The sequence below is a fragment of the Flavobacterium undicola genome (genome assembly GCF_009909155.2).
GTDB classification, from domain to species: domain Bacteria; phylum Bacteroidota; class Bacteroidia; order Flavobacteriales; family Flavobacteriaceae; genus Flavobacterium; species Flavobacterium undicola.
In genome coordinates, this window is the sequence record NZ_JAAAPM020000025.1 from 18,878 (window position 1) to 42,281 (window position 23,404).

Annotated in this window: 20 protein-coding genes; 14 read left to right on the plus strand and 6 right to left on the minus strand. The window is 31.9% G+C overall.

The window, feature by feature from the left end; all coding sequences use genetic code 11:
• The first annotated feature begins 50 nt into the window (after positions 1–50).
• The 7 genes from GTZ96_RS13880 to lepB all read left to right on the plus strand — a co-directional run bounded on the left by GTZ96_RS13880 (position 51) and on the right by lepB (position 9,653).
• Positions 51–1,088, plus strand: a complete 1,038-nt coding sequence (locus GTZ96_RS13880; protein WP_161644515.1) for a BF3164 family lipoprotein — start codon at positions 51–53, stop codon at positions 1,086–1,088.
• 8 nt (positions 1,089–1,096) lie between these two features.
• Positions 1,097–1,663 (plus strand): redoxin family protein, encoded by a 567-nt coding sequence (locus GTZ96_RS13885; RefSeq protein ID WP_161644516.1) that lies wholly within the window; start codon positions 1,097–1,099, stop codon positions 1,661–1,663.
• A 10-nt stretch (positions 1,664–1,673) separates the two neighbouring features.
• Complete coding sequence (locus tag GTZ96_RS13890; protein ID WP_161644517.1) at positions 1,674–2,699, plus strand: carboxypeptidase-like regulatory domain-containing protein; 1,026 nt, start codon at positions 1,674–1,676, stop codon at positions 2,697–2,699.
• 245 nt (positions 2,700–2,944) lie between these two features.
• Positions 2,945–3,175 carry a DUF1573 domain-containing protein gene (locus tag GTZ96_RS18480; RefSeq protein ID WP_394368018.1) on the plus strand — a complete coding sequence of 77 codons (231 nt, stop codon included), beginning with the start codon at positions 2,945–2,947 and terminating at the stop codon, positions 3,173–3,175.
• 2 nt (positions 3,176–3,177) lie between these two features.
• Entirely contained in the window at positions 3,178–5,505 is a 2,328-nt protein-coding gene (locus GTZ96_RS13900) for a hypothetical protein (protein WP_161644519.1), read from the plus strand.
• A 42-nt stretch (positions 5,506–5,547) separates the two neighbouring features.
• Positions 5,548–8,268, plus strand: coding sequence for a TonB-dependent receptor (locus GTZ96_RS13905; RefSeq protein ID WP_161644520.1), 2,721 nt, complete (start codon positions 5,548–5,550; stop codon positions 8,266–8,268).
• Positions 8,269–8,351: 83 nt separating this feature from the next.
• Positions 8,352–9,653 carry a signal peptidase I gene (lepB, locus tag GTZ96_RS13910; protein ID WP_161644521.1) on the plus strand — a complete coding sequence of 434 codons (1,302 nt, stop codon included), beginning with the start codon at positions 8,352–8,354 and terminating at the stop codon, positions 9,651–9,653.
• Between the two features lie 167 nt (positions 9,654–9,820).
• Here the strand turns inward: lepB and GTZ96_RS13915 are convergent, their stop codons facing one another.
• On the minus strand, positions 9,821–10,522 hold the full coding sequence (locus GTZ96_RS13915) for an IS5 family transposase (RefSeq protein WP_235972993.1): 702 nt from the start codon (positions 10,520–10,522) through the stop codon (positions 9,821–9,823).
• A 470-nt stretch (positions 10,523–10,992) separates the two neighbouring features.
• Here GTZ96_RS13915 and lipA point away from each other — a divergent pair, with 470 nt between their 5' ends.
• The 3 genes from lipA to GTZ96_RS13930 are packed head-to-tail and all read left to right on the plus strand — an operon-like array spanning position 10,993 to position 15,080.
• Entirely contained in the window at positions 10,993–11,865 is an 873-nt protein-coding gene (lipA, locus tag GTZ96_RS13920; protein ID WP_161644522.1) for a lipoyl synthase, read from the plus strand.
• A gap of 22 nt (positions 11,866–11,887) precedes the next feature.
• The gene (gene gap, locus GTZ96_RS13925) at positions 11,888–12,883 is read left to right on the plus strand and encodes a type I glyceraldehyde-3-phosphate dehydrogenase (RefSeq protein WP_161644523.1); all 996 of its coding nucleotides are present in this window, start codon (positions 11,888–11,890) and stop codon (positions 12,881–12,883) included.
• 13 nt (positions 12,884–12,896) lie between these two features.
• A complete protein-coding gene (locus GTZ96_RS13930) occupies positions 12,897–15,080 on the plus strand; it encodes a tetratricopeptide repeat-containing hybrid sensor histidine kinase/response regulator (RefSeq protein WP_207720189.1) in 2,184 nt (727 codons plus the stop codon).
• Here the strand turns inward: GTZ96_RS13930 and GTZ96_RS13935 are convergent.
• The 4 genes from GTZ96_RS13935 to GTZ96_RS13950 are packed head-to-tail and all read right to left on the minus strand — an operon-like array spanning position 15,077 to position 17,385.
• Entirely contained in the window at positions 15,077–15,889 is an 813-nt protein-coding gene (locus tag GTZ96_RS13935; RefSeq protein ID WP_161644524.1) for a purine-nucleoside phosphorylase, read from the minus strand. The two genes, GTZ96_RS13930 and GTZ96_RS13935, sit on opposite strands and share 4 nt — an antisense overlap.
• The gene (gene lpxK / locus GTZ96_RS13940; RefSeq protein ID WP_161644525.1) at positions 15,861–16,886 is read right to left on the minus strand and encodes a tetraacyldisaccharide 4'-kinase; all 1,026 of its coding nucleotides are present in this window, start codon (positions 16,884–16,886) and stop codon (positions 15,861–15,863) included. The genes GTZ96_RS13935 and lpxK overlap by 29 nt, the downstream gene beginning before the upstream one ends.
• 2 nt (positions 16,887–16,888) lie before the next feature.
• Complete coding sequence (locus GTZ96_RS13945) at positions 16,889–17,170, minus strand: Txe/YoeB family addiction module toxin (RefSeq protein WP_161644526.1); 282 nt, start codon at positions 17,168–17,170, stop codon at positions 16,889–16,891.
• The gene (locus GTZ96_RS13950; RefSeq protein ID WP_161644527.1) at positions 17,146–17,385 is read right to left on the minus strand and encodes a DUF2683 family protein; all 240 of its coding nucleotides are present in this window, start codon (positions 17,383–17,385) and stop codon (positions 17,146–17,148) included. Before GTZ96_RS13950 ends, GTZ96_RS13945 begins: the two co-directional genes overlap by 25 nt.
• A gap of 205 nt (positions 17,386–17,590) precedes the next feature.
• Here GTZ96_RS13950 and GTZ96_RS13955 point away from each other — a divergent pair, with 205 nt between their 5' ends.
• From GTZ96_RS13955 to rluF, 4 genes are all read left to right on the plus strand, one after another.
• Positions 17,591–18,685: a Nif3-like dinuclear metal center hexameric protein gene (locus tag GTZ96_RS13955; RefSeq protein ID WP_161644528.1), complete on the plus strand. Its 1,095-nt coding sequence runs from the start codon at positions 17,591–17,593 to the stop codon at positions 18,683–18,685.
• Between the two features lie 9 nt (positions 18,686–18,694).
• Complete coding sequence (locus GTZ96_RS13960) at positions 18,695–19,474, plus strand: zinc ribbon domain-containing protein (RefSeq protein ID WP_161644529.1); 780 nt, start codon at positions 18,695–18,697, stop codon at positions 19,472–19,474.
• Between the two features lie 40 nt (positions 19,475–19,514).
• Positions 19,515–20,357 (plus strand): alpha/beta hydrolase, encoded by an 843-nt coding sequence (locus GTZ96_RS13965; protein ID WP_161644530.1) that lies wholly within the window; start codon positions 19,515–19,517, stop codon positions 20,355–20,357.
• Between the two features lie 126 nt (positions 20,358–20,483).
• The gene (gene rluF / locus GTZ96_RS13970; protein ID WP_161644531.1) at positions 20,484–21,296 is read left to right on the plus strand and encodes a 23S rRNA pseudouridine(2604) synthase RluF; all 813 of its coding nucleotides are present in this window, start codon (positions 20,484–20,486) and stop codon (positions 21,294–21,296) included.
• 80 nt (positions 21,297–21,376) lie between these two features.
• Here the strand turns inward: rluF and GTZ96_RS13975 are convergent, their stop codons facing one another.
• Positions 21,377–23,281, minus strand: coding sequence for an outer membrane protein assembly factor BamB family protein (locus GTZ96_RS13975; protein ID WP_161644532.1), 1,905 nt, complete (start codon positions 23,279–23,281; stop codon positions 21,377–21,379).
• Between the last annotated feature and the right edge of the window lie 123 nt (positions 23,282–23,404).

Genomic DNA, 23,404 nt, shown 5'->3' on the forward strand with positions numbered 1-23,404 from the left:
TATGGTCTTTTATAAAAGACCATACATCTAAAAAAAACATAATAAAAAACATGAAAACATTTTTAGTGCTAATAGCAGCTCTTTTCCTGGGGGCTTGTGGAAAAGAAACCCAAATAGTAATAAGTGATACTATTAAAACATTTTCAGAATTCCCAAAAGAAGAAAAAATTGAACTTAAAAATTTAGTTGAATTTAAATTTGGTAATCCAAAAAAAATCATCGTTTCTGACTCTACTTTAATTTTTGCAAATAGAGTAAGCGGACAAGAATATCATTTATTTAATTATTCATTAATGACACATCAATTTTCTAAACCCTATTTAGCAAAAGGGAGAGAATCAGGAGAAGTACTGGGTATGTCAAATATAGGTATTAACAATAATCATTTATGGATTAATGATTTTTCAGGACAAAAAATAATGATATTAAAAAAGGATAAAGCAATAGCAGAAGCTTCTGCCTCTGAATATATAGAATATCCTCTTAGTCATAGATTTTATGAAATTAATTTGATAGACAACCTCAAATGTATTGCAACAGGAAGTGAAACTTCAAAATTTAAGATACAAATAATCGATTTGCCCACCGGTAAAATTACTGAAGAATTTGGTCAATTTAAGAGTTATCCCGAAAATTATCCTTTGCGTGTCATTACCAAAGCAAGCTTAACTCATCCCTTGTTGAAACCAACAAAAGACAAACTGGTTTTGGCTTATATACATACTGACGTTGTAGAAATATTTGACTTAAAAACTAAAAAAAGTTTTTCTATACAAGGTCCTGAAATGTTTGACTCTGAATTTACAGCCAAAGAAAACCAATGGTTTGAAAATGAAAAAACAAGAGTGACTTTCATTAGTGGAGCTACAACCAATAAATATATTTATTTATTGTATTCAGGAAAAAAATTTAGTGAGAAAAAAGCTTATAGCGGGAAATATATTTATGTCTATGATTGGGACTTGAATCCTGTAAAGAAGATAACATTAGATAAAGAAGTCTCTCATATTACTATAGCTAAAGACGGGAAAAGGCTTTACACTTATGATAAAGAAACAGGATACATTGTATATGCAACTATTAATTGATTTTACTTATGATTGATAAAATTTTAAAATACAGTATTACAGTGATTCTATTATGTAGTATAATATCCTGTAAAAAAGATCCAAATACTACAAAATTTAACGCTTTGAAACTAGTCGTAGAAAATAATCTGGGTAAAAAATTAATAATCCCAAAAAGTTTAGAACTCTACCAACCATTAGCTAATCCTGCCAACAAAAAAGGAGTTGTAAATTACAGCTATAAAATATATTCACATATTGACGCTTCCTGTGGCACTTGTTTATTAAATCTTAAATCCTGGAAAAAATTAATTCCCGAATTCAATAAAAAGAATGTTCAGGTAATTTTAGTATGCACAACTGATGACAAATTTGAATTATTAAAATATTTTTTTGAAACAAAAGAAATCAAAAATTTTCCCCATCCATTGTTTTTAGATCATAACAATCAGTTTCTAAAGAAAAATAATTTTATGAACGTAAATAAAAATTTTGAAACTGTATTGACTACAAATGACAATACAATCGTATTAATAGGTAACCCAATGATGTCAACAGAAATTAAAAATTTGTATTTGAACAAAATAAACAAATAACACATACTTTATGAAAAAATTAATCCTATTTTTATTTTTAAGCAGCTTAACAAGTGTTTTTTCACAAGTTAAACTAACTTTTAAAGACTCTAAAAGCAAAGAGCCAATTTCGTTTATAACAATTTTTAATGAACGAAATCAAGAAATAGCTACTTCTAATGAAGAAGGCGAAATTGTTATAAAAGACCTAGCTGCATTAACAAATACAATTTATGCTAAGAGTCTGTTTTTTGAAGAAAAAAAGTTAGAACTAAACACACTAAAAGAGGGTGAAATTATTCTACTCGATCCCAAAATAAATTTATTAGATGAGGTTGTCGTTAGTTCCGGTAAATATGTAGTGTTAACGGCCTATTACAGAATTTTAAATTTAAAAAACAATAAACCATGGTCTTTTATTGATACCGAAATTAAATTTATTATTAAAAACAATTCAATCTACATAAAAAATATTAGCCATAGAATTTTTGATACCGCTCCAAAAGAAGACTACAAGATATCAAGCAAAAACCCTTTCTACATTAAAGATTTAGATGATAAATCATTATTAGAAATTCTAAAATTAAAATTCAATCTTATAAAAAACAATGAAAATAATGTTATCAATATTATCGGTAAAGAAGATAAAAAACTTTATGGCAGTATAAAGAAAATTTCGAACCATGATACAAACAGTAATATACGAATAGACATTTCAAAAAGGTCGAAATATTATAAAGGCATTCAAGTAGAAGAATATCATAATGAAGATTTATTAAAGGCTACTATCAAAGATTTAAAATATAAAATGTATGAATTTAAACACGAGAATATTATTGATGGAAAAAAAACAAAGTTCGTTACTAAAGGAGAACTTTTTATACAAAATGTAGAATATTTGTCAAAAGATGAATATAAAAAAATAATGAAATTGAAGAATAACGATACTTCTATATCCCATTATTCAAAAGAATTCTGGAAGAATCTAGACACTTTTACTCCTTTAAATTCGGTTGTAGAATCAGAGATTAAAGAACTTCTTGTTGAAAGAAAATAGTTTACATCGTTTAGTTAATAACAATCAATAAAAATGATTTATAAAATCAATATCCATTCAAAACATTTTTGTTTTTTAATTCTTTTTACAGCTTTTACATCCTGTATATCAAAAACTAAAAATAACAATGGTGTTTCCGATGAAGAATTTTCTAAAATGAGTTTTAAACATTTAACTTATGATTTTGGTAAAATAAATAAAGGAAAAAACGCAAATACAGTATTTGAATTTTCAAATACTGGAAAATTCCATTACTAATTAAAGACGTAAATACAAGCTGCGGCTGTACTGTTCCAGAATGGTATAAAGGAATAATAAAACCTAATAAAAATGGAGAAATTAAGATTGTCTATGATGCAAAATATCCAGGGCGTTTTAATAAAACTATAACTGTGTTTTACAATGGTAAAGATTCACCCATAAATTTAACTATCAAAGGTGAAGTACCCTATCCTAAAAAAAATAGTAATAATTGAACATGAAAAAAACACTTCTTCTCTTTTTTATATTGAGCACATTACTCTCGTTTTCCCAACGCAATACTGTAATTACAAACCAATTAGCAGCGCAGATACAAAATGTTTCTAAAAATAATGTTTTGGATGTGGTGTATTTACAAACCAGCAAAGGCATTTATGAAACCGAGGAAGATCTTTGGTTTAAGGGTTATGTATTGGATGGACAATACTTCACCCCTTCGGTTCGCAGTAAAACCTTGTTTGTACAATTGATCGAAGACAAAACCGACAAAGTGGTTTGGGAGAAAAAATACGAAATAGAAAATGGTTTTGTCAATGGGCATCTTTTTATAGAAAATAAATTGGCAGAAGGAAGCTATACTTTGGCAGCCTATAGTTCCTATTCGTTTACTAAAGAACCCAAGGAATTTTATGCGCTAAAAAGAATAAGTATTGTAAAAACAATCAGCCCGAAAACCGCTCTAACTCCAGTTCCAAAAGACAGTATCGTGCATTTTTCTACTTTTGCCGAAGGGGGTCAACTCGTTTCAGGAATCAATAGTAATTTGGCTTTTAAAGCCATCAATTCGAAGGGACTGCCTGTGGAAGTTTCGGGTACTTTATTTGAAAATGAGGCTCCTTTACTTCATTTCAAGAGCAGTTATGCGGGAATTGGAGTGCTTGCTTTTACGCCTGACAGCAACAAAAAATACCATATTCAACTCACGGAACCGGCATCGGATAAAAATTATGAAATAGCACCCATATCAGCCAGTGGAAAAGCATTACGCTTAATAAACAACACCAAAGACGCATTGGTTTTTAAAATCACACAAAGTGAGGCCTTAAAAGCAGAAATGGTGTACCTGCGATTGCAATTGAGAGGAATCGTTTACAGTATTGCTACAGGACTTTTGAGAAAAGAATTAACAATCAAAATTCCGTTAAAAGAGGTTCCACAAGGCATTGCCGAAGTGACTCTTTTTAATGAAAACGCATTACCCCTTGCCGAGCGATTGGTGTATGTAAACCAAGACCAAAAATTAACGATTACCACCGAACTCAACAAAATCGAATTTACAACACGAGAAAAAGCAAACTTAAAAATAAAAGTAACCGACCAAAACGGTCAACCTATAGTGGCACATTTGGGATTAAGTGTCTATGATGGAATCTATCAAAACAAACCAGATGCTAAAAACATTCAAAGTCATTATTTGCTATCTACCCAATTAAAAGGAAATATCTACAATCCAGCCTATTATTTTAACGAGCAAAACCAAGACCGTAAGCAGGCATTAGATTTAGTAATGCTTACTCAGGGATGGAGAAATTATGTGTGGAATGAAGCTAATCTAAAAGAATTAGGCAATACGCTAAAACCGATTGTTTTTGACGAAATTACAGGAAAAGTCCACTTAGAAAAACCAGATAAAAAAGCAATAGCTACGATTGGACAAAAAGGAATCACGGTGTTTTCAGCTGATAAAAGCAAAGGAATTGATTTTAAAATGACCGATTCAGCAGGCATTTTTACTATTGGTCCAAATGATTTAAAAAAAGGAGAGGGAGGTTATACTTACTTAAAATTAATGACTCCAGAAAAGCCAAAATACACTATGGATATCAAGGATTTCTCGTTTAATGCCATTAATAACGAACGTAGAACTAAAGCCGCAATGTATCCTTTAGCCGGGATAGAAAAAATAAATCCTAAAGAAATTTCCCCTTTTATAGGACGTGAATCCATAAACAAATTAAATGAAGTTGTAATCACCTCAAAAAAGACGGGATTGGTATTTAGAGACAAATACATTGGAAAATTGGATAGTTTGTATAGAGCACAGAATCCTACTGGTGATTTTGTATGTAGAGAAAATATTTTAAACTGTGAAATTCATCGGGATTGTCTAGGTATCCAAAAAAAACCAATCGAGGGAGAGAAATATAATACATGTCATGGTTTTAAATGGCTTAAAGGAGGCGGGCCATGTGGTGGTCCATTTACACCGGGTAATTGCAATGAAATTACTTACCATTACCCTAATTTAACCGAAGCCCAGCTTTTAGCATTGTTTAATATAGCTATGCTAGAGAGTTATTATGGAAAGAAAGTGTTTTATGAAGCAGTATATGATGGAGTAACCATAACTGACTCCACTCCGGATTACCGCAATACCTTGTTTTGGAAACCCGATATCATCACTAATAAACAAGGGGAAGCGACTGTAGATTTTTTCTGTTCGGATATTAATAGCTTGTTTTTAGGAAACATTGAAGGCCTAAGTGGCGATGGCTTATTAGGAACCGGGAATTTTGAATTTAAAGTTAGAAAAAAAGCAGACTAAAACTAAATATAATCAATTAAAAACACTCAAACTTACTCACGAATGAAAATAACTCTCAGTTACATTATAATCTTCTTTTGTTTTTTTTCCACTTTTGCACAAAAGAGTATTATACTAAACGGTAAAATTGTTAACAACAAAACAGCATCTCCCACCGAATCGGTGACTGTATATTTGATTCATCCCAAAGATTCTTCGGTGGTAGCCTATACTATTTCAGATAAGAATGGATTATTCAAATTAGAAACCAAAGCCAGTATAGAAAATCTCATCTTTAAAATTTCAGCAGAAGGCTACCAAGAGTTTTCTAAAAATATTGAAAAGCTAACTAAAAATATTGATTTGGGTATTTTTAAACTATTGGAATATGAAAACAAACTCAACGAAGTAGTTATAAAAAGTACGGCTCCGCCTATTCGCATCAAGAAAGATACCTTGGAATTTAATGCTTCTTCTTTTAAACTGCGTCCCGATGCCAATGTAGAAGCTTTGCTGAGACAATTACCGGGAGTTACCATAGATGCCGATAAAAAAATTACTGTAAATGGAAAAGAAGTCTCTCAGATATTAGTTAATGGAAAACCTTTTTTTGGTGAAGACGGTAAGATAGCACTTCAAAATCTTCCTTCGGAAATCATTAAAAAAGTACAGGTCTCAGATACTAAAACCAAAGAGCAGGAATTTACAAAACAAGCCTCGACTACCAATACTTCTTCTATTAATTTAACCATTGAAAAAGACAAAAACAAAGGTTTTTTTGGTAAAGTCATGGGCGGTTACGGCAGCTCCGATCGCTATGAAAGCAGTGCATTGTTGAGCTATTTTAAAGATAAAAGACGTATTAGTTTTTTAGCTTCTTCCAATAATATTAATGCGACGGGCTTTTCTATGGATGAGGTTTTTGACAATATGGGAGGCGGCAGAAATACTGGTACCCGTGTATCAACGGTAGGAAGAGGTCCTGGAATTATCAAGTCGAATATGATTGGGGTGAATTACACCGACGAATGGTTTAAAGGAGCAAAGTCCAACGGAAACTATTATTTTACAAATTCCGATGCTGAAAATAAAAATAAAACCACTGAACTTACTTTATTGCCTACAGGCTCTTTGTTTTCAGAATCGCATTCTAATACCAATAGAGGATTTAATAAACACAATGCCGATTTTAATTTGGAATATGAAATTTCTCCTTCAACAAAAATTATAATTGCACCTAAACTTGAAAAAGGTAATACAACATCGACAACAGATTATTACAAAGAAACTAGAGATAATAACAATCATACAGTCAATGTAACTAACTCCTTAAACACGAATGATACTGATAATACAAATTTCCAAAACAACATTAACTTGTTTGTAAAATCTAAGAAAAAAGGAAGGTATTTTACGGCTAATATTCAAAATGAAAATTCAAAAAACGATTCGAATTCCATTATAAATTCATCAACTGTTTTTAATCAGGCTAACAATCCCGATGATATTCGTAATCAAAATGTTCAAACAGTAAATAAAAAAGATAAATATTCAAATACCATTCGCTATACCGAGCCAGTAAATGATTCTTTGAGTTTGAACTTTACGGTCATTACAGATTGGGAGAAAAATATAGATGATAAAAAAACATTCGACCGAAATACTTCAAATTCTGATTTAATTGATGCGCTTAGCAATTACAGTTTTTCGAAACGATTGCAAATTAGTCCTAAAGCAGGTTTTAGCATCAATAAAAAGAAATTCAATTTGAATGTTTCTACAGGAACCTATTTTGTGACTACCGAAAATTATGCATTGTACAAAAATGCAGCGACTGTTTTGAATAAAAACTATGTAATTCCAGAAGGGACAATACAAGGAAGTTACCGATTTACAAAATCAAAAGGTCTTTTTATGTTTTATGATCGCAGGTTTTCTATTCCAAAAGACTACCAAGTTTTAGCAGTTGATAATCTGGATAATCCATTAGCTACAAGAACTGGAAATCCTGATTTAAAAGTATCCACTTCTCATGTAACTAATTTGGCTTTTTCAGATTATGATTATCAATCGCGTTCAGGCTATTATATTTATGCTAACGCAACCTATTTTGATAATCAAATAGTAACGCGCTCAGATTATAATACCGTAGGGAAACAAATTACGACTTATGATAATGTTTATGGAACCTATAATTCGACTTTGGGTACAGAATGGAATAAAACCATAAAAAAGAATACACATACTTTTGGGTTGAATTTTGGTTTCAATACCAATTACAATTTAGACAAAGGATTTACCAATGGTCAATTATATACGGCAAAAACATTGCGTATTTCACCTAATATACGATTATCCTATGATTATGGAAAATTATTGAGTATCAAACCTTCGTATAATTTTGCTTATAATGATACTAAGTACACCAATAGTTCCATAAGTTCCAGGCTGAATACAACACATAATTTTAATATCGAAATGACAAACTTTTGGCCAAAGAATTGGGTTTTCGGAAATGATTTTGGTTATTCTTATAATTCTAATATTTCCGGAGGTTACAAAAAATATTTTTACCTGTGGAATACTAGTTTGTCCTACAAATTTGCTGAAGATAAAATGACCTTCAAAGTGAAGGTGTATGATTTGCTGAATCAAAATCAGAGTACTTCCAGAACCATTACCCCTACTGCGGTTGTAGATGCCGAAAATACTGTTTTGAAACGCTATGTGATGTTCTCGTTATTATATAAATTTCAAAATTTTGCCGTGAAGAAAAAGAATTAAACTAACAGTTCTTGAAAAATCTGAATTCTTTAAACATAAAATAATCGAAAGTTTATTCAATAAAAAATATTTAGAAATTTTTAATGCTTAAAAAAAGAATATTACGGACTATTTCCCTGGCACTATTTTTAGTAGTGCTAGGTTTAGTTTGGTTAGCTATAACTATAATACTATTTGCATTTATTTACGCCGTAGCCTTACGTTTTATTCCCTTAATACGATATGGATTTTTAAGAAAAACGGCCAAGGGAATATTTCTGTTTCTATTTTTCTTATCGGCAACTATTTGTACAAAACTATTAGCTTTTGATGTATATAAAATACCGAGTTCCTCTATGGAAAACATGTTGTATCCTGGAGATGTAATTGTAGTCAATAAACTTAAATACGGACCAAAACTGCCTCGTTCCCCTTTTGAAATCCCATGGATAAACCTGGCTTTTTACATGAATAAAAATGCTCGAGCCAGGATAAAAGAAACTTGGTGGGATTATTCCAGATGGAGAGGTACTACAACCATCAAACAAGGAGATATTTTTGTATTTAACTCTTTATGGAATAAGGATTTTATTCTGGTTAAGAGATGCTTAGGAGTTTCCGGGGATACACTTTGTATAAAAAAAGGAGAAGTCTATACTAATTCCAGACTCTTTAGCTCCCCTGAAGCGGTCAAAAACAATTGTATTTTTAGATTAAAAAATAAAAAAATGTTCTACAAACTTCTTGATTCGTTAAAAATTGAAGGACACATAAACTATGATTATAAGTCTCCAAATTGGGCTAGTGCAATATTTTCAAAACAAGAGTTTGAATTTCTCCAAAAAAGAAAGTGTATTGATTCGATAAAGAAAAATATAGATGTATACGCTGTTTCACAAGAGAAATTATTAAAAACCACAACAAGTCAATGGACTTTAGACAATATGGGACCTATTGTAATACCTAAAAAAGGAATGGAAATACAACTGAATCCAGATAATTTCATGTTGTATGAGAAAATAATACGCCTATTTGAAAAAAGTATAATTACAGAGAAAAATGGCACTTACTTTATCAATGGTAAAAGAGCTACAGCCTATAAATTTAAACTGAATTATTATTTTATGATGGGTGACAATCGAAAAGGAACGATAGATTCCCGACGTTGGGGATTTCTCCCAGAAACCAATATTATAGGAAAAGTGCAATGTATCTTATTTTCTAATTTCAATGGGATAGATTGTTCAAAATGCCTTAAATCTATTGAATCTGGGATGAAAGTACTATCTCAAACTTTGAAAAGTACTTCAGAAGTAATGTCTTTGGATCAATTGCCTTCCGGAATGTATATCCTGAACATCAAAAATGGAAATATAATTACCGTAAAGAATATTATCAAAAAATAAGTTATTTTTCTAAAAACCCAAGCCGTCTCTTGTGTATACTAGACTGCACCCAAAAATTTAGACGAATTTATAATTAAATTTGATAATAATGAGCCCGATATTCTATCGGGCTCATTTCTTTTGAATTCAATTTTATTCTTTTAAAATGTCATTATTTAAGAGTCTGTTTAAATTTTATTCAATAAATGTTTTATAGCAGCCAATTTGACCATGTTTTCAGCAGAATCAATTAATAGCTCATAATTTCTACATAATCTTCTGTCGTTGTCAAACCAAGCAAATGTTCTTTCTACCGCCCATCTTTTATGTGTTGGTTTAAAAACTAATTTTTTATCATCTGATCTCATAACTACTTGAATTATATAGCAAAATTTGCTTTTAACTTGTTCTATAATTTCTCCTCTATAACCACCATCGGCAAGGATAACTTTTACAGGACAAAGAAAATACTTTAGAGTTCTCATCAACAAGAGTACTACTTTGCTATCGTGAATACTGGCTACCGTTACCATAACTGCTAATAAAAAACCGTTTTTATCAACAACCACATGCCGCTTTATACTTTTTATCTTTTTATTTCCATCAAAGCTTTTCAAGGAGCGATTATTTCCCCAACGAACGCTTTGACTATCCATTATCCCTAGAGTTGGTTCTGCATTTTGCCCTTTTTTACTACGGACTGGCTCTCTTAACTTAGAAAATAATAAATCAAAATATTCTAAATCAGACCATTTTGAATAGTAATGATAGACAAGCTGCCATTTTGGAAAATTACAAGGCAACATTCGCCACTGACAACCAATCTTAATCAGGTAGTTGATGGCATTCCATATCAAACTCAAACTATGTTTACGTTTTCTATCGCCCAATTCTAATGTTTTTTAAATAAATTGTCACTGAGTTTCTGTTAAATCGGTTGGATACATCTTATTGTAGTTTGGTCGCACAAAAGAATAATTCCAATCGGTTTCTTTAACTCATAAATACTTTTTTTTTACTTTTTTAAACAGGCTCTAAATCTGCGAGAATTTTTTTTAGCACGCTGATTCAGCAGATTAATACTGTTGAAAAAAAATTATCAGCGTTCCATTTTTCATAATCTGTTTATTTTACTGATTAAAAACTCATCATCAAAGTCACAAAACCTCATTCTAGAAACCTGTGGCAAAATATTTTCTGGGAATGGAGCAAAATATACTAAAGGACTATTTTTAACTATTTCTGTGACCAATAAAAAGATAGTGTTTCATTTTTTAACAAATCCCCCAAAAAGCTTCATTACTTAAAACACCGCATTTTAAATCAACATTACGTATATTTGCAACCTTAAAATTGATTTATGGAAACTGTTATAGACAATACCAAACCCGTAGTAGCCAAACCAAAATGGTTAAAAGTAAAATTACCTATCGGGCAAAAATATACAGAACTTCGTGGCTTAGTCGATAAATATAGCTTAAATACCATCTGTACATCGGGAAGCTGTCCTAATATGGGAGAATGCTGGGGCGAAGGAACGGCTACTTTTATGATTTTGGGAAATACCTGTACGCGTTCTTGTGGTTTTTGTGGTGTAAAAACAGGGCGTCCGGAAACCGTGGATTGGGACGAACCTGAAAAAGTAGCCCGTTCTATAAAAATCATGAACATCAAACATGCTGTAATTACTAGTGTTGATAGAGACGATTTGAAAGACGGTGGTTCTATTATTTGGATAGAAACTGTAAAAGCAATTCGCAGAATGAACCCAAACACGACTCTTGAAACTTTAATTCCAGATTTTCAAGGTATCGAAAGAAATATAGACCGAATTGTGGAAGCCAATCCAGAAGTGGTTTCACACAACATGGAAACCGTTCGCCGATTGACTCGTGAAGTACGTATTCAAGCCAAATACGACCGTAGCTTAGAAGTATTGCGTTACTTAAAAGAAAAAGGAATCAACAGAACCAAATCAGGGATTATGTTAGGCCTTGGTGAAGAAGAAGAAGAAGTTTACCAAACCATGAGAGATTTGCGTGCTGCTAATGTAGATGTAGTAACTATTGGTCAATACTTACAACCAAGCAAAAAACATTTACCAGTTAAGGAATTCATCACGCCGGAACAATTTGCTAAATACGAGCAATTTGGTTTGGAATTAGGTTTCCGTCATGTAGAAAGCGGCCCATTAGTTCGTTCTTCATACAAAGCACAAAAACACATTCTTTAATTCCCAAACGTTTACATAAAAATTGAAAACAAGAATTGCCATCAATGGTTTTGGTCGAATTGGTCGAAACCTTTTTCGTCTACTTTTAAATCATCCTGAAATAGAAGTTGTCGCTATCAATGATATTGCCGACACTAAGACTATGGCGCATCTAATCAAATACGATAGTATTCACGGTGTTTTGCCTCACGCTGTAATTGCCGATGAAAAAGGTTTTACAATTGATGGAAAGCATTTTTTATTTTTCCACGAAAAAAATATTGCTAAGCTTAATTGGAGTCCTTTAAACATTGATTTTGTAATTGAATCCACTGGGAAATTCAAAACTTACGAAGACTTAAACGAGCATATCATTGCCGGTGCTAAAAAAGTAATTCTTTCAGCTCCTTCAGAAGTTGATACTATCAAAACAGTCGTTTTAGGAGTCAACGAACACATTCTTGACGGAACTGAAAAAATTATTTCTAATGCGAGTTGCACGACTAACAATGCAGCTCCGATGATTAAAATAATCGATAAACTTTGCGGAATTGAGCAAGCGTACATCACTACAATTCACTCTTATACTACAGACCAAAGTCTACACGACCAGCCACATAAGGATTTACGCAGAGCCAGAGGCGCCAGTCAATCTATTGTTCCTACAACTACAGGTGCAGCTAAAGCATTAACAAAAATTTTTCCTATCTTAGAGGGCAAAATTGGCGGATGTGGCATTCGTGTTCCTGTTCCTGATGGCTCATTGACTGATATTACCTTTAATGTAAAAAAAGCTGTATCAATAGAAGAAATCAACGAAGCTTTTAAATTGGCTTCTCAAAATGAACTAAAAGGAATTCTGGATTATACTGAAGATCCTATTGTATCGGTTGATATTATAGGAAATAGAAATTCCTGTTTATTTGACGCTCAACTTACCTCAGTAATTGACAAAATGGTAAAGGTTGTAGGTTGGTATGACAATGAAATAGGATATTCATCACGCTTAATAGATTTAATACTTTTAACCAAAAACTAATTAAATTAACTGAATGAAATTACAAATCAAATTCTACCTGATTTTCGTTATTTTATTTAATTCAGTTCTGTATTCTCAAAAAGAAGAAACAGATAGCATTTCCTATTACAATAGCTCAGCCAATGCTAACATTAAAGAAAACAACTATAAAAATGCTTTTTTATATACCCAAAAAGCAATTAATTACGCCGAAGAACATTCAAAAATAAATAAGCAAGCCAATCAAATAGCTAAATTAGGAAAACTCTTTTATAAGCTAAAAAAATACGATGATGCTATCGAAAAACTCACTGAAAGCATCAATTTATACAAAACCCTTAGCTCTTCGGCTGAATACGCTAAAGCCTATTATTTTCTGGGATTAGCTTACATTGGCAACAACAACTTTAATGCTGCAGAGAAATACATAAACAAAACAACCGCTATTTCAAAAGCACTAAAATTAGAAGATGACAATGAATTAATAAGTCTTCAAAAAGCAATTATCTATAGATCTACTCAAAGATACAATGCAGCTGCTACCATTTTCAATGCTATTATTTCAAAAGCGGATGACTCTGGTATTTTAGACACAAAAGCGGAAGCTCTGTACCAAATGGGGCTTATTGAAGCACATAATAATCGAAATAATCTAGCCTTAAACTATTTCAACAAAGCCCTAGACTTAAATGCTAAGAATCAAAATTTAGATCAAAAATCTAATATTTTACTGGCTATCAGTTCCGTTTATGAAAAAATGCTGGACAAAAGCAATGCCTATGCTTTTTTAAAATTACATCTGAATTTAAAAGAAAGTATCGCCATTTCGAATAATGAAAAATTAGGGATTAACGACTACGAAGCTTTCAAAGAAAACCAGAGAAAGCAAAATCTAGCCCGTCTTGACAAAGAGAAAAAAGAACAACAAAAAACAGAGAAATTCTCCAGATTAATTAACTACTTGTCTACTGCCCTAATTGCTATTCTATCCTTATTGAGTTTGTCTTTATATAAGAACAATATTATTCGAAAAAAGACAAACCTTCTATTAAAAGAAAAAAATAACGAATTAATAAAAGCCAAAGAAAAAGCCGAAAAAGCGTCTAATGCAAGAGCCGATTTCTTATCAACTGTTAGTCACGAACTCAGAACACCACTGAATGCAATTAATGGGATTACCCATTTATTATTAGAAGAAAAACCAAAAAAATCACAATTACACTATCTTAATTCACTACAATATTCCGGTAATTATTTGACGGCTTTTATCAATGATATTTTAGAGATTAACAAAATCGATTCGAGTAAAATTGAACTTGAACATATCAATTTTGATTTAAAAAAATTATTAGAAGACATACAAAACTCTTTAATCGAAGTTGCCACAAAAAACAAAAACGCTTTTCTGTTAGACATCGACCCAAGTATCCCAAATAATTTAATTGGTGATCCTATTAAGTTATCTCAAATTTTCATGAACCTAATTAACAATGCATTAAAATTCACTAAAAATGGAAAAGTGAGCATTGTAGCCAAACTAAATTCGATAGAAGGAGAAAAAGCCAACATAATTTTCGAAATAACCGATACCGGAATAGGAATTCCTGCCGAAAAATTAGAAACCGTTTTTGAAAGTTTTTCTCAAGGTTCAACCGAAATTAACCGAAAATATGGAGGAACAGGCTTAGGTTTGACTATTGTAAAAAAACTATTAAACTTATTAGGAAGTGATATTCAGTTAAAAAGTACTCTGGGAGAAGGATCTTGTTTTGCGTTTGAATTGCAATTGTGCATCAATGGCAATCAAGTTCCAGTAGAGAAAAAAGTAAAAACTACTTTTGACATCTCTAAAATAAAAGGTAAAAATATCTTAGTAGTAGAAGACAACAAAATCAACCAAATGATTACTCAAAGAATGCTCGAAAACAAGGAAATTCTTTGCGAAGTAATTGACAATGGTGAAGAAGCAATTGAAGCTCTTAAAAACAACAGTTACGATTTAGTTCTTATGGATGTTCATTTGCCCGGAATAAACGGAACAATTGCTACTCAGGAAATTAGAAAATTTGACGCAGCAACACCTATTATAGCCATGACAGCCATTTCGCTGAATGAAAACAGAGAAATGCTACTTTCTTTTGGAATGAATGATGTAATCACAAAACCTTTTATTCCTAAAGATTTTTACAATATCCTCTCTAAACACTTAGAAAATTAGTACTTCAATATCAATTCATTGATTAGTTTTCGAACTTTAGGTTCGGCATTTCGAGCAGCTTCTAAAACCTCATCGTGAGAAATCGTTTCTATACTTTCTTCGTCACCCATATCCGTAATTACCGAAATACCAAAAGTTTCTAAATCCATGTGACGCGCCACAATAACTTCAGGAACGGTAGACATTCCTACGCAATCAGCTCCTATAATTTTGACCATTTTATATTCAGCCAAGGTTTCAAATGTAGGCCCTTGCAAACCCAAATAGATTCCGTCTTTTACTTCTATATTATTTTTTTGAGCTAATTCCTTTGCTTGAGCAATCATTTTTTTTGAATAAGGCTCGCTCATATTGACAAATCGAGGTCCAAAACGTTCATCGTTTTTCCCTCGTAAAGGATGTTCCGGAACCAAATTAATATGATCCTTGATAATAACAATATCGCCTACTTTGTAATTCGGATTCACTCCGCCCGAAGCATTCGAAACAATCAATTTATTTATTCCTAAATACTTCATTACACGCACCGGAAAAGTAACTTCTTGCATCGAATAGCCTTCATAATAATGGAAACGACCTTGCATAGCCATTACTTTTTTGTCTCCAATAGTTCCAAAAACTAAAGCTCCTTTATGTCCCTCAACTGTGGAAACCGGGAAATTAGGAATTTCAGTATAGGGCAAAGTATATTCTATTTGAATATCAGCGGTAAAATTCCCTAATCCTGAACCTAAAATTACGCCGTATTCTGGAGTGAAATTGGTTTTCGCTTTTATAAAACTAACCGTTTCTTGTACTAGCTCCCACATATTTTTTTATTGTTTTATCAAATTGATCTACTTCTGAAAGAAATGAACTCTGTATTGGTAAGTAAAAAAGTTGCTCGTCTGGTAAACTTCCTTTTAATCTCACATAATCTTTTTCAGTAGTAATAATAATGGAATCCTGAGCTTTAATAATAATTTCCTGGATATCATTTTCAGAAAAATGATGATGGTCAGGATAAGTCAAACAAACATCATTTGGATTTTTTAAATAAGAAAAGAAAGGTTCGGGTTTAGCAATTCCAGCCAAAAGCAGCTTATTTTCATCCCGAATTTCACTTATTTCTATCTTGCTGTTTTCTGAATAAATACAATCATCATAAGCAATACAACTAAAATACAATTCTTGATTTTTAGCAAGTTTTAGTTTGTTTTTTATCGAAAGTTGATCAGCAGAGGAAAGATTTGGCGGACATTTAGTTACCACTACAACATCTGCTCTTTGAGCTCCGCTACTACTTTCACGTAAATTCCCTGTTGGAAGCATATAATCGGCTGCATAAATATCACCATAAGCAGTCAACAAAATATAAAAGCCAGCTTTCACTTTTCGATGTTGATAGGCGTCATCAAGCAAAATTACCTCAGGTTTTGGAGTTTTTGAAAGCAACTGCTCTATTCCATTCTTACGATTGGCATCAACGGCAACTTGAATATTTGGGAATTTTTGAAAAAACTGAAAAGGTTCATCACCAAGAATTTCAGCATTCACATTGGCATCCGCCAAAACAAATCCTTCTGATTTTCTTTTATAACCGCGACTTAAAGTAGCTACTTTGTAATTATCTGAAAGCAACCGAATCAAATATTCTATCTGAGGCGTTTTTCCGGTTCCACCCACGCTTAGATTCCCCACAGCAATTACGGGCAAATCAAAAGAATAGGATTTTAAAATGCCTTTATCGAAAAGAAAATTTCTAATGGCTGTTATTAAACCATATAAAATGGCAAATGGAAAGAGTATTTTTCGAAGTAAATTCATAATTATTTATCAGAATAGTGCCCCATTGCTGAAATGACATCAACAACAACCAAATCATCATTTACCGTGTAAATTAGTCTGTCTTTTGGGTTAATTTGTCTTGACCAAAAACCAGCTAAATTTTCCTTTAATGCTTCTGGTTTTCCCACTCCTGTATATGGTGTTTCTGAAAGTTCTTCTAATATTGTTGTAATTTTCTTAATACTGGCTTGATTTCCAGATTTAAAATGTTTTTTTATTTGCTTTTTAGCAAGATCTGTTATTTCAATCCTAAACTTCCCCATATATCATTTGGATCAATTACTGTTCTTTTCTTACTTTTTGCAGACTCTAAAACCATTTTAACAAATTCTGGATCATAAAGACTTTCTTCTTTCTTTCTTTTTTCAGAATCAGTTTCAACAATTTCTATTCCGTCAACACCTTTAAAAAAAGCTTCAAACATAGCCATAAATGCTTTTCCTGTTTTGGTACGTTCGTTAATTTTTATTGTAGTCATAACTTTAGGTTTTGAATTACAAAGATACAAAATTCATGCTGCTTTTTTTATTTGAAACAGAACAGTTTCAGTCAAGCTTTTTTTACCGTAAATTCAAAATTCAAGAGCAGAATATTTTATCTTTGAATTGAAATAAAAATGTTTTAGTTCATTTGGCTTTATAGCTTTTCGAAAAACCAAATAATTAAAAAAAATCCCTTTTCAAATGAAAATAAAAGAAATTCTTTCTGTTCTCGAAGAAATGGCACCTTTAGCCTTTGCCGAAGATTTTGACAACGTTGGTCTATTAGTTGGTGACCAAAATGCTGATGCTACAGGAGTTTTAGTTTGTCACGATGCCTTAGAAAATGTAATTGACGAAGCAATTGCCAAGAAATGCAATTTGGTAGTTTGTTTTCATCCTATTTTGTTTTCAGGTTTGAAGAAAATAACGGGTAAGAACTATGTCGAACGCTCGATTATTAAAGCCATTAAAAATGACATTGCTATTTATGCTGTTCACACCGCCTTAGACAATCATCAGGATGGGGTAAATAAAATATTTTGTGATGCGCTGGGATTGAAAAAAACAAAAGTATTGATTCCGAAACCGAATTTTATTCGAAAATTAATTACCTACACTATCCCTGAAAACGCTGAGAAACTGCGTAATACCTTATTTGATGCAGGCGCTGGAAACATTGGAAACTATGAAGATTGCAGTTTCAATTCTAAAGGGATTGGGACATATATGGGTAATGAACACAGCAATCCCGAAATAGGCGAACGTTTTGAATTTGTTGAAAGCGAAGAAATAAAAATCGAAGTCACTTTCGAGAAATATTTGGAATCCAAAATCCTAAAAGCACTTTTTAAAAACCATGTTTACGAAGAAGTGGCTTATGAAATCTATGAATTACAAAATCCACATCAAAATATCGGTTTGGGGATGATTGGTGAATTTGAAAATCCGATGAGTGAAAAAGACTTTTTAGCCTTGGTAAAAGATAAAATGCAAGCTGATGGAATTCGCCATTCTACATTTTTAGGAAAATCCATAAAAAAAGTAGCCGTCTTGGGAGGTTCAGGAAGTTTTGCCATAAAAAATGCTATTCAGGCCGATGCTGATGCTTTTTTAACGGCCGATTTGAAATACCATCAGTTTTATGAAGCCGAAAATCGATTACTTTTAGCCGATATTGGACATTTTGAGAGTGAACGCTATACAAAAAATTATATTGTTGATTTTCTTCGGAAAAAAATCCTTAATTTTGCAATCATTTTATCTGAAGAAAATACAAATCCAGTTAAGTACTTATAGAAATAGAATATGACTAATACGAAAGAATTAAGTGTTGAGGACAAGTTAAGAGCCATCTACGATTTACAATTGATTGACTCTAGAATTGACGAAATTAGAAATGTAAGAGGGGAACTTCCTCTTGAAGTGGAAGATTTAGAAGATGAAGTTGCTGGTTTAAGCACACGTTCTGAAAAATTGAAAAGCGAGCTTGAAGTTATTGAAGAGCAAATAAAAGCTAAAAAGAACAGTATTGATGACCATAAAGAGGCTATCAAAAAATATACTAAACAACAAGAAAGTGTTCGTAACAACAGAGAATTCAACTCTTTAACTAAAGAAGTAGAATTCCAAGAGCTTGAAATTCAATTAGCTGAAAAGCAAATGAAAGAAATGAAAGCTTCTATCGAACACAAGAAAGAGATTATTGCTCAATCTAGAGAGAAATTAGAGCTAAAATCAAATCACTTAAAACATAAAAAATTAGAGTTAGACGCTATCATGGCTGAAACTGCTAAGGAAGAAGATTTTTTAACTCAAAAATCTGCTGAATTCCAAGAACTAATTGAAGACAGATTATTAGCTGCTTACACAAGAATTCGTACAAGTGTTCGTAATGGATTAGCTGTTGTTTCTATCGAAAGAGGAGCATCTGCAGGTTCATTCTTCACTATTCCACCACAAACACAGGTAGAAATTGCTTCAAGAAAGAAAATCATCATCGATGAGCATTCTGGAAGAATTTTAGTAGACAGTAGTTTAGCTGAGGAAGAAAAAGAAAAAATGAAAAACTTATTTGCAAGTATTTAATTATATTTAAGTCCCGATTAACCATCGGGACTTTTTTATTATGAAAAAAGCACTTTATTTTCTACTTACTAAATCCATTGGTTTCTACATCAATGCTTTAAGTTTTATTTTTCCTGAAAAAGCTACACAACTCGCTTATGCTTTGTTTAGCGAACCTCGTGATGGAAAATTAGCAAAAGACAATCTTCCGGAAATACTCCGCGAAACCGAAAAAGAAACCTATCAACATCAAGATTCTCTTTTTCAAACCTATACCTGGAAAGGAAACGACAATATTATTCTTTTAGTCCATGGTTGGGAAAGCAATGCTTCTCGTTGGGAAAAACTATTAGTTTATTTAAAAAATTCAGGAAGCACCATTATTGCAATCGATGCTCCAGCCCATGGATTATCAAGCGGCAAGGAGTTTAATATTCCTCAATATGCTGCTTTTATCGATATTATTGTTCAAAAATTTGCTCCTAAACACCTTATTGGGCATTCTTTAGGAGGTAAAACCTGTCTTTATTACCAATCGATATACCAAAATAACAGTATTGAAAAAATGGTCATTTTAGGTTCGCCAAGTGATTTCAAAATCATTCTTAATAATTACATCAACTTATTGAGTTTAAATTCTAAAATCTCAAAAGGACTGGAAAATCATTATCTCAATCACTTTAACCTTCAATTAGAACATTTTTCGGGGAAATTATTTGCTTCCAAAATAAAAACCAAAGGATTTATTGCTCATGATTCTGAGGACACCATAGTATTATTTGAAGAAGGAAAAAAAATAGCCGGTGCTTGGCAAGATTCAATTTTCATTGAAACCAAAGGCCTTGGTCATAGCCTCCACGGTGAAGAATTATATCAAAAAGTATATCAATTCTTGTTTGAATAATTATTCAATATCAAAAATCAATGACAATGACAATGACAATGACAATTTCAAAAGCAATTTCAAAAGCAATTCTATTTCGAAATTACCATTGTTAATTGTTATTGTATTATTCCTTACTTTTGCACTATGGAAGAAAATCTAAAACGTCTCAATAAATTCATAGGAGAAACGGGCTTTTGCTCTCGTCGTGAAGCTGATAAATATATTGAAGAAGGTCGTGTAACCATCAATGGAATTGTGCCTGAATTAGGCACAAAAGTTAGTCCAAATGATGAAGTGCGTATTGACGGTAAACTGATTCATGAGAAAAACGAAAAACACGTTTATCTTGCTTTTAACAAACCTGTTGGAATCGAGTGTACCACTAATCTGGAAGTTCGCAATAATATTGTGGATTACATCAATTATCCCAAACGTATTTTCCCAATAGGCCGATTAGACAAAGCTTCTGAAGGTTTGATTTTTATGACTAATGATGGCGACATTGTCAATAAAATATTGCGTGCCAGAAACAATCACGAAAAAGAATATACTGTAACGGTTAACAAACCGATTACCGACCGTTTTATTCAACGTATGGGAAATGGTGTTCCAATTTTAGATACCGTAACCCGAAAATGTAAAGTAGAACAAATTAGCAAAAACATTTTCAAAATTATTCTTACTCAAGGTTTGAATCGTCAAATTCGTAGAATGTGCGAATATCTAGGTTACGAAGTTACTGCCCTGAAACGTATTCGTATCATTAATATTTCACTAGATGTTCCTGTGGGACGCTACCGCGATTTGACTGATGCTGAAATCAAAGAATTAAATGAACTTATCGAACCTTCGAGTAAAACTGAAGAAGCGAGTTTGCCTAAAGCCGAAGTTCAAAAACGCAGAACCGAATTCATCAAAAAAGACGATCCTAGATTTAAGAAAAGAGGAGATTATTAGTTTTCCCGTTTTTTCGCTAAAATAAAAAAGGCGAATTGATATTTATCAATACGCCTTTTGCTAATTACAACTTTAAACTATTATACTTTCTTATTGAAAATTCTTAATTCATTTTCGTAGATATAATAAATCGATTGTGTTGCCTGGTTAATTTCATAAATTGGACGCATGTTTTCAAAGATAATTTTATCTAATTCTGTACCATCTTCCTTTTTCACTTTCACTAATACTTTTTTGCTGGTTGCTTCATCTTTAGCAAAAATATAAGAGTAATCACGATTTTGTTTCATTGCTTGATAGCGCTGTCCAAATCTTTTAGAAACATCTGCTAAAGCCGCTGACGCAACTGCCTGATTTGCTGATTTTCTCAATTGACTTTCACTTCTTGCTTTTATAACACTTGTAGATTCTTTTCCTGTAGCAGGATCTATAGTTGTCATCGTCCATTCGCTTCCGACAATAGCATTTGCAGCTGAAGCAACTCCCAAACCAATTGATCCAGCAGTAGCAAGAGCTGATCCCCATGCTCTACCACCATCACCTGGCTGTGTGTAAATTCTTTGGTATAAAACTTTACCTTCTTTACTTACACCCATAACTTCTGTTGGCCCTGAAAGTGCAACTCCCCAAGAAAACAATTCGATAGAATTTAATTCTTTTTCTTTCTTAACATTTACTTTCGCAAACGCATCTGGTTTGTCAGTTACTTTTGTATCAAATTTAAAAAGTTTTTCGTCATTGTAAACTAAAAACTGATTTTTCTCTTCGTCAAAAACATTTAATAATGGACGATTTTCATTAAATTTTAAATTTCCTCTCCATAATTTTTTTCCACTTTTATAGTCAACCATATTACCATAAGTTGCAGTTAAATATAAAACTTTATCGTCTACTTTTTCTAAACAATTGATAGCATCTTCTTTATTATCAGATATTTCGATAAAGCTTTTCCATTTTTTCTGCCCATCTTTATCAATAAGCATCATTTCATTTTCTGCAACATATAAATAATCTCCATCAATTGGAATTACTTTTTTCAATCCGTCACCTCGAGCATCTTTTTTCCAAACTTTAGAACCATCCTTTAAATTATAAAAATTGAATCCGCTATTATGTGCTACTAAAAGTTTAGTTCCCCAATCTTCTAAGTAAACAATATATTTTGTTTTAATAGCATCTTCCCAAATTGATTTTCCTGTTTCAGCATCAAGAACATTCAAGTATTGCTTAGCAGACAACAATCCTTTGCTGTTAATTACTACTAAATTTTTATTGTTTTGAGTTGGAAAAACTTTTGTATACTCAATATCTCCAACCCATTTTAGTTTACCATTTGTTCTGTCAATAGCAGATAATTTTCCGTAATAAAGCGAATAAATCGTGTTATTACTTACTTCTGCTTCATTAGATTGATTTGCTTTAAATGTAAACATTGAAGAAAACATACTTTTTGCTTCTCCCTGAACTGTTTTCCATTTAACAGCTCCATTATTCAAGTCAATTAAAGAAGCTATAACTTTCCCATCCTCAACTCCTTTTACTAAATATTCATTATCCTTATATAAAAATTGGCTGTTAAAAACAGTGTATTTATAATTAGCCGAATTGTAAACTACTTTCCCATCATCAGAATTAATTAATACCGTTTTGTAATTAACTAAAGCCTCAATATAAGGAGTTCCTTCTATTGGATTTAATATGCGTTTACTGGCAAATAAATTATCAGTATCTACTTTACTCAAAGTTTCAAGAGCCGTAACACTTCCTACTGTTTTATCTGCATCAAAACTCCAGATTTCAGTTTTAGTTTCCGGGCTGATACCTTTAACAACATTCCCTTCTTTAACCACAATAATCCCAGTAATTGAGTTTTGTGTCAAGTCTTCAATTTTCGAATTCATTTTTAAAACTTCATCAGCAACTCTCTGGGAAAATCCAGTGTAGCCAACTAAAGTCATAAAAAGTACCATAGTAATTTTTTTCATAGTTCTTTGGGGTTAAAGTTTATTTACTTAAACATTTTTCGCACCAAATATCTTACATTGACATTTAATAAACAAGGTAATAAGTAAAAAAAATCTTCATAAAAATAAAAGTTTTTTTTTATG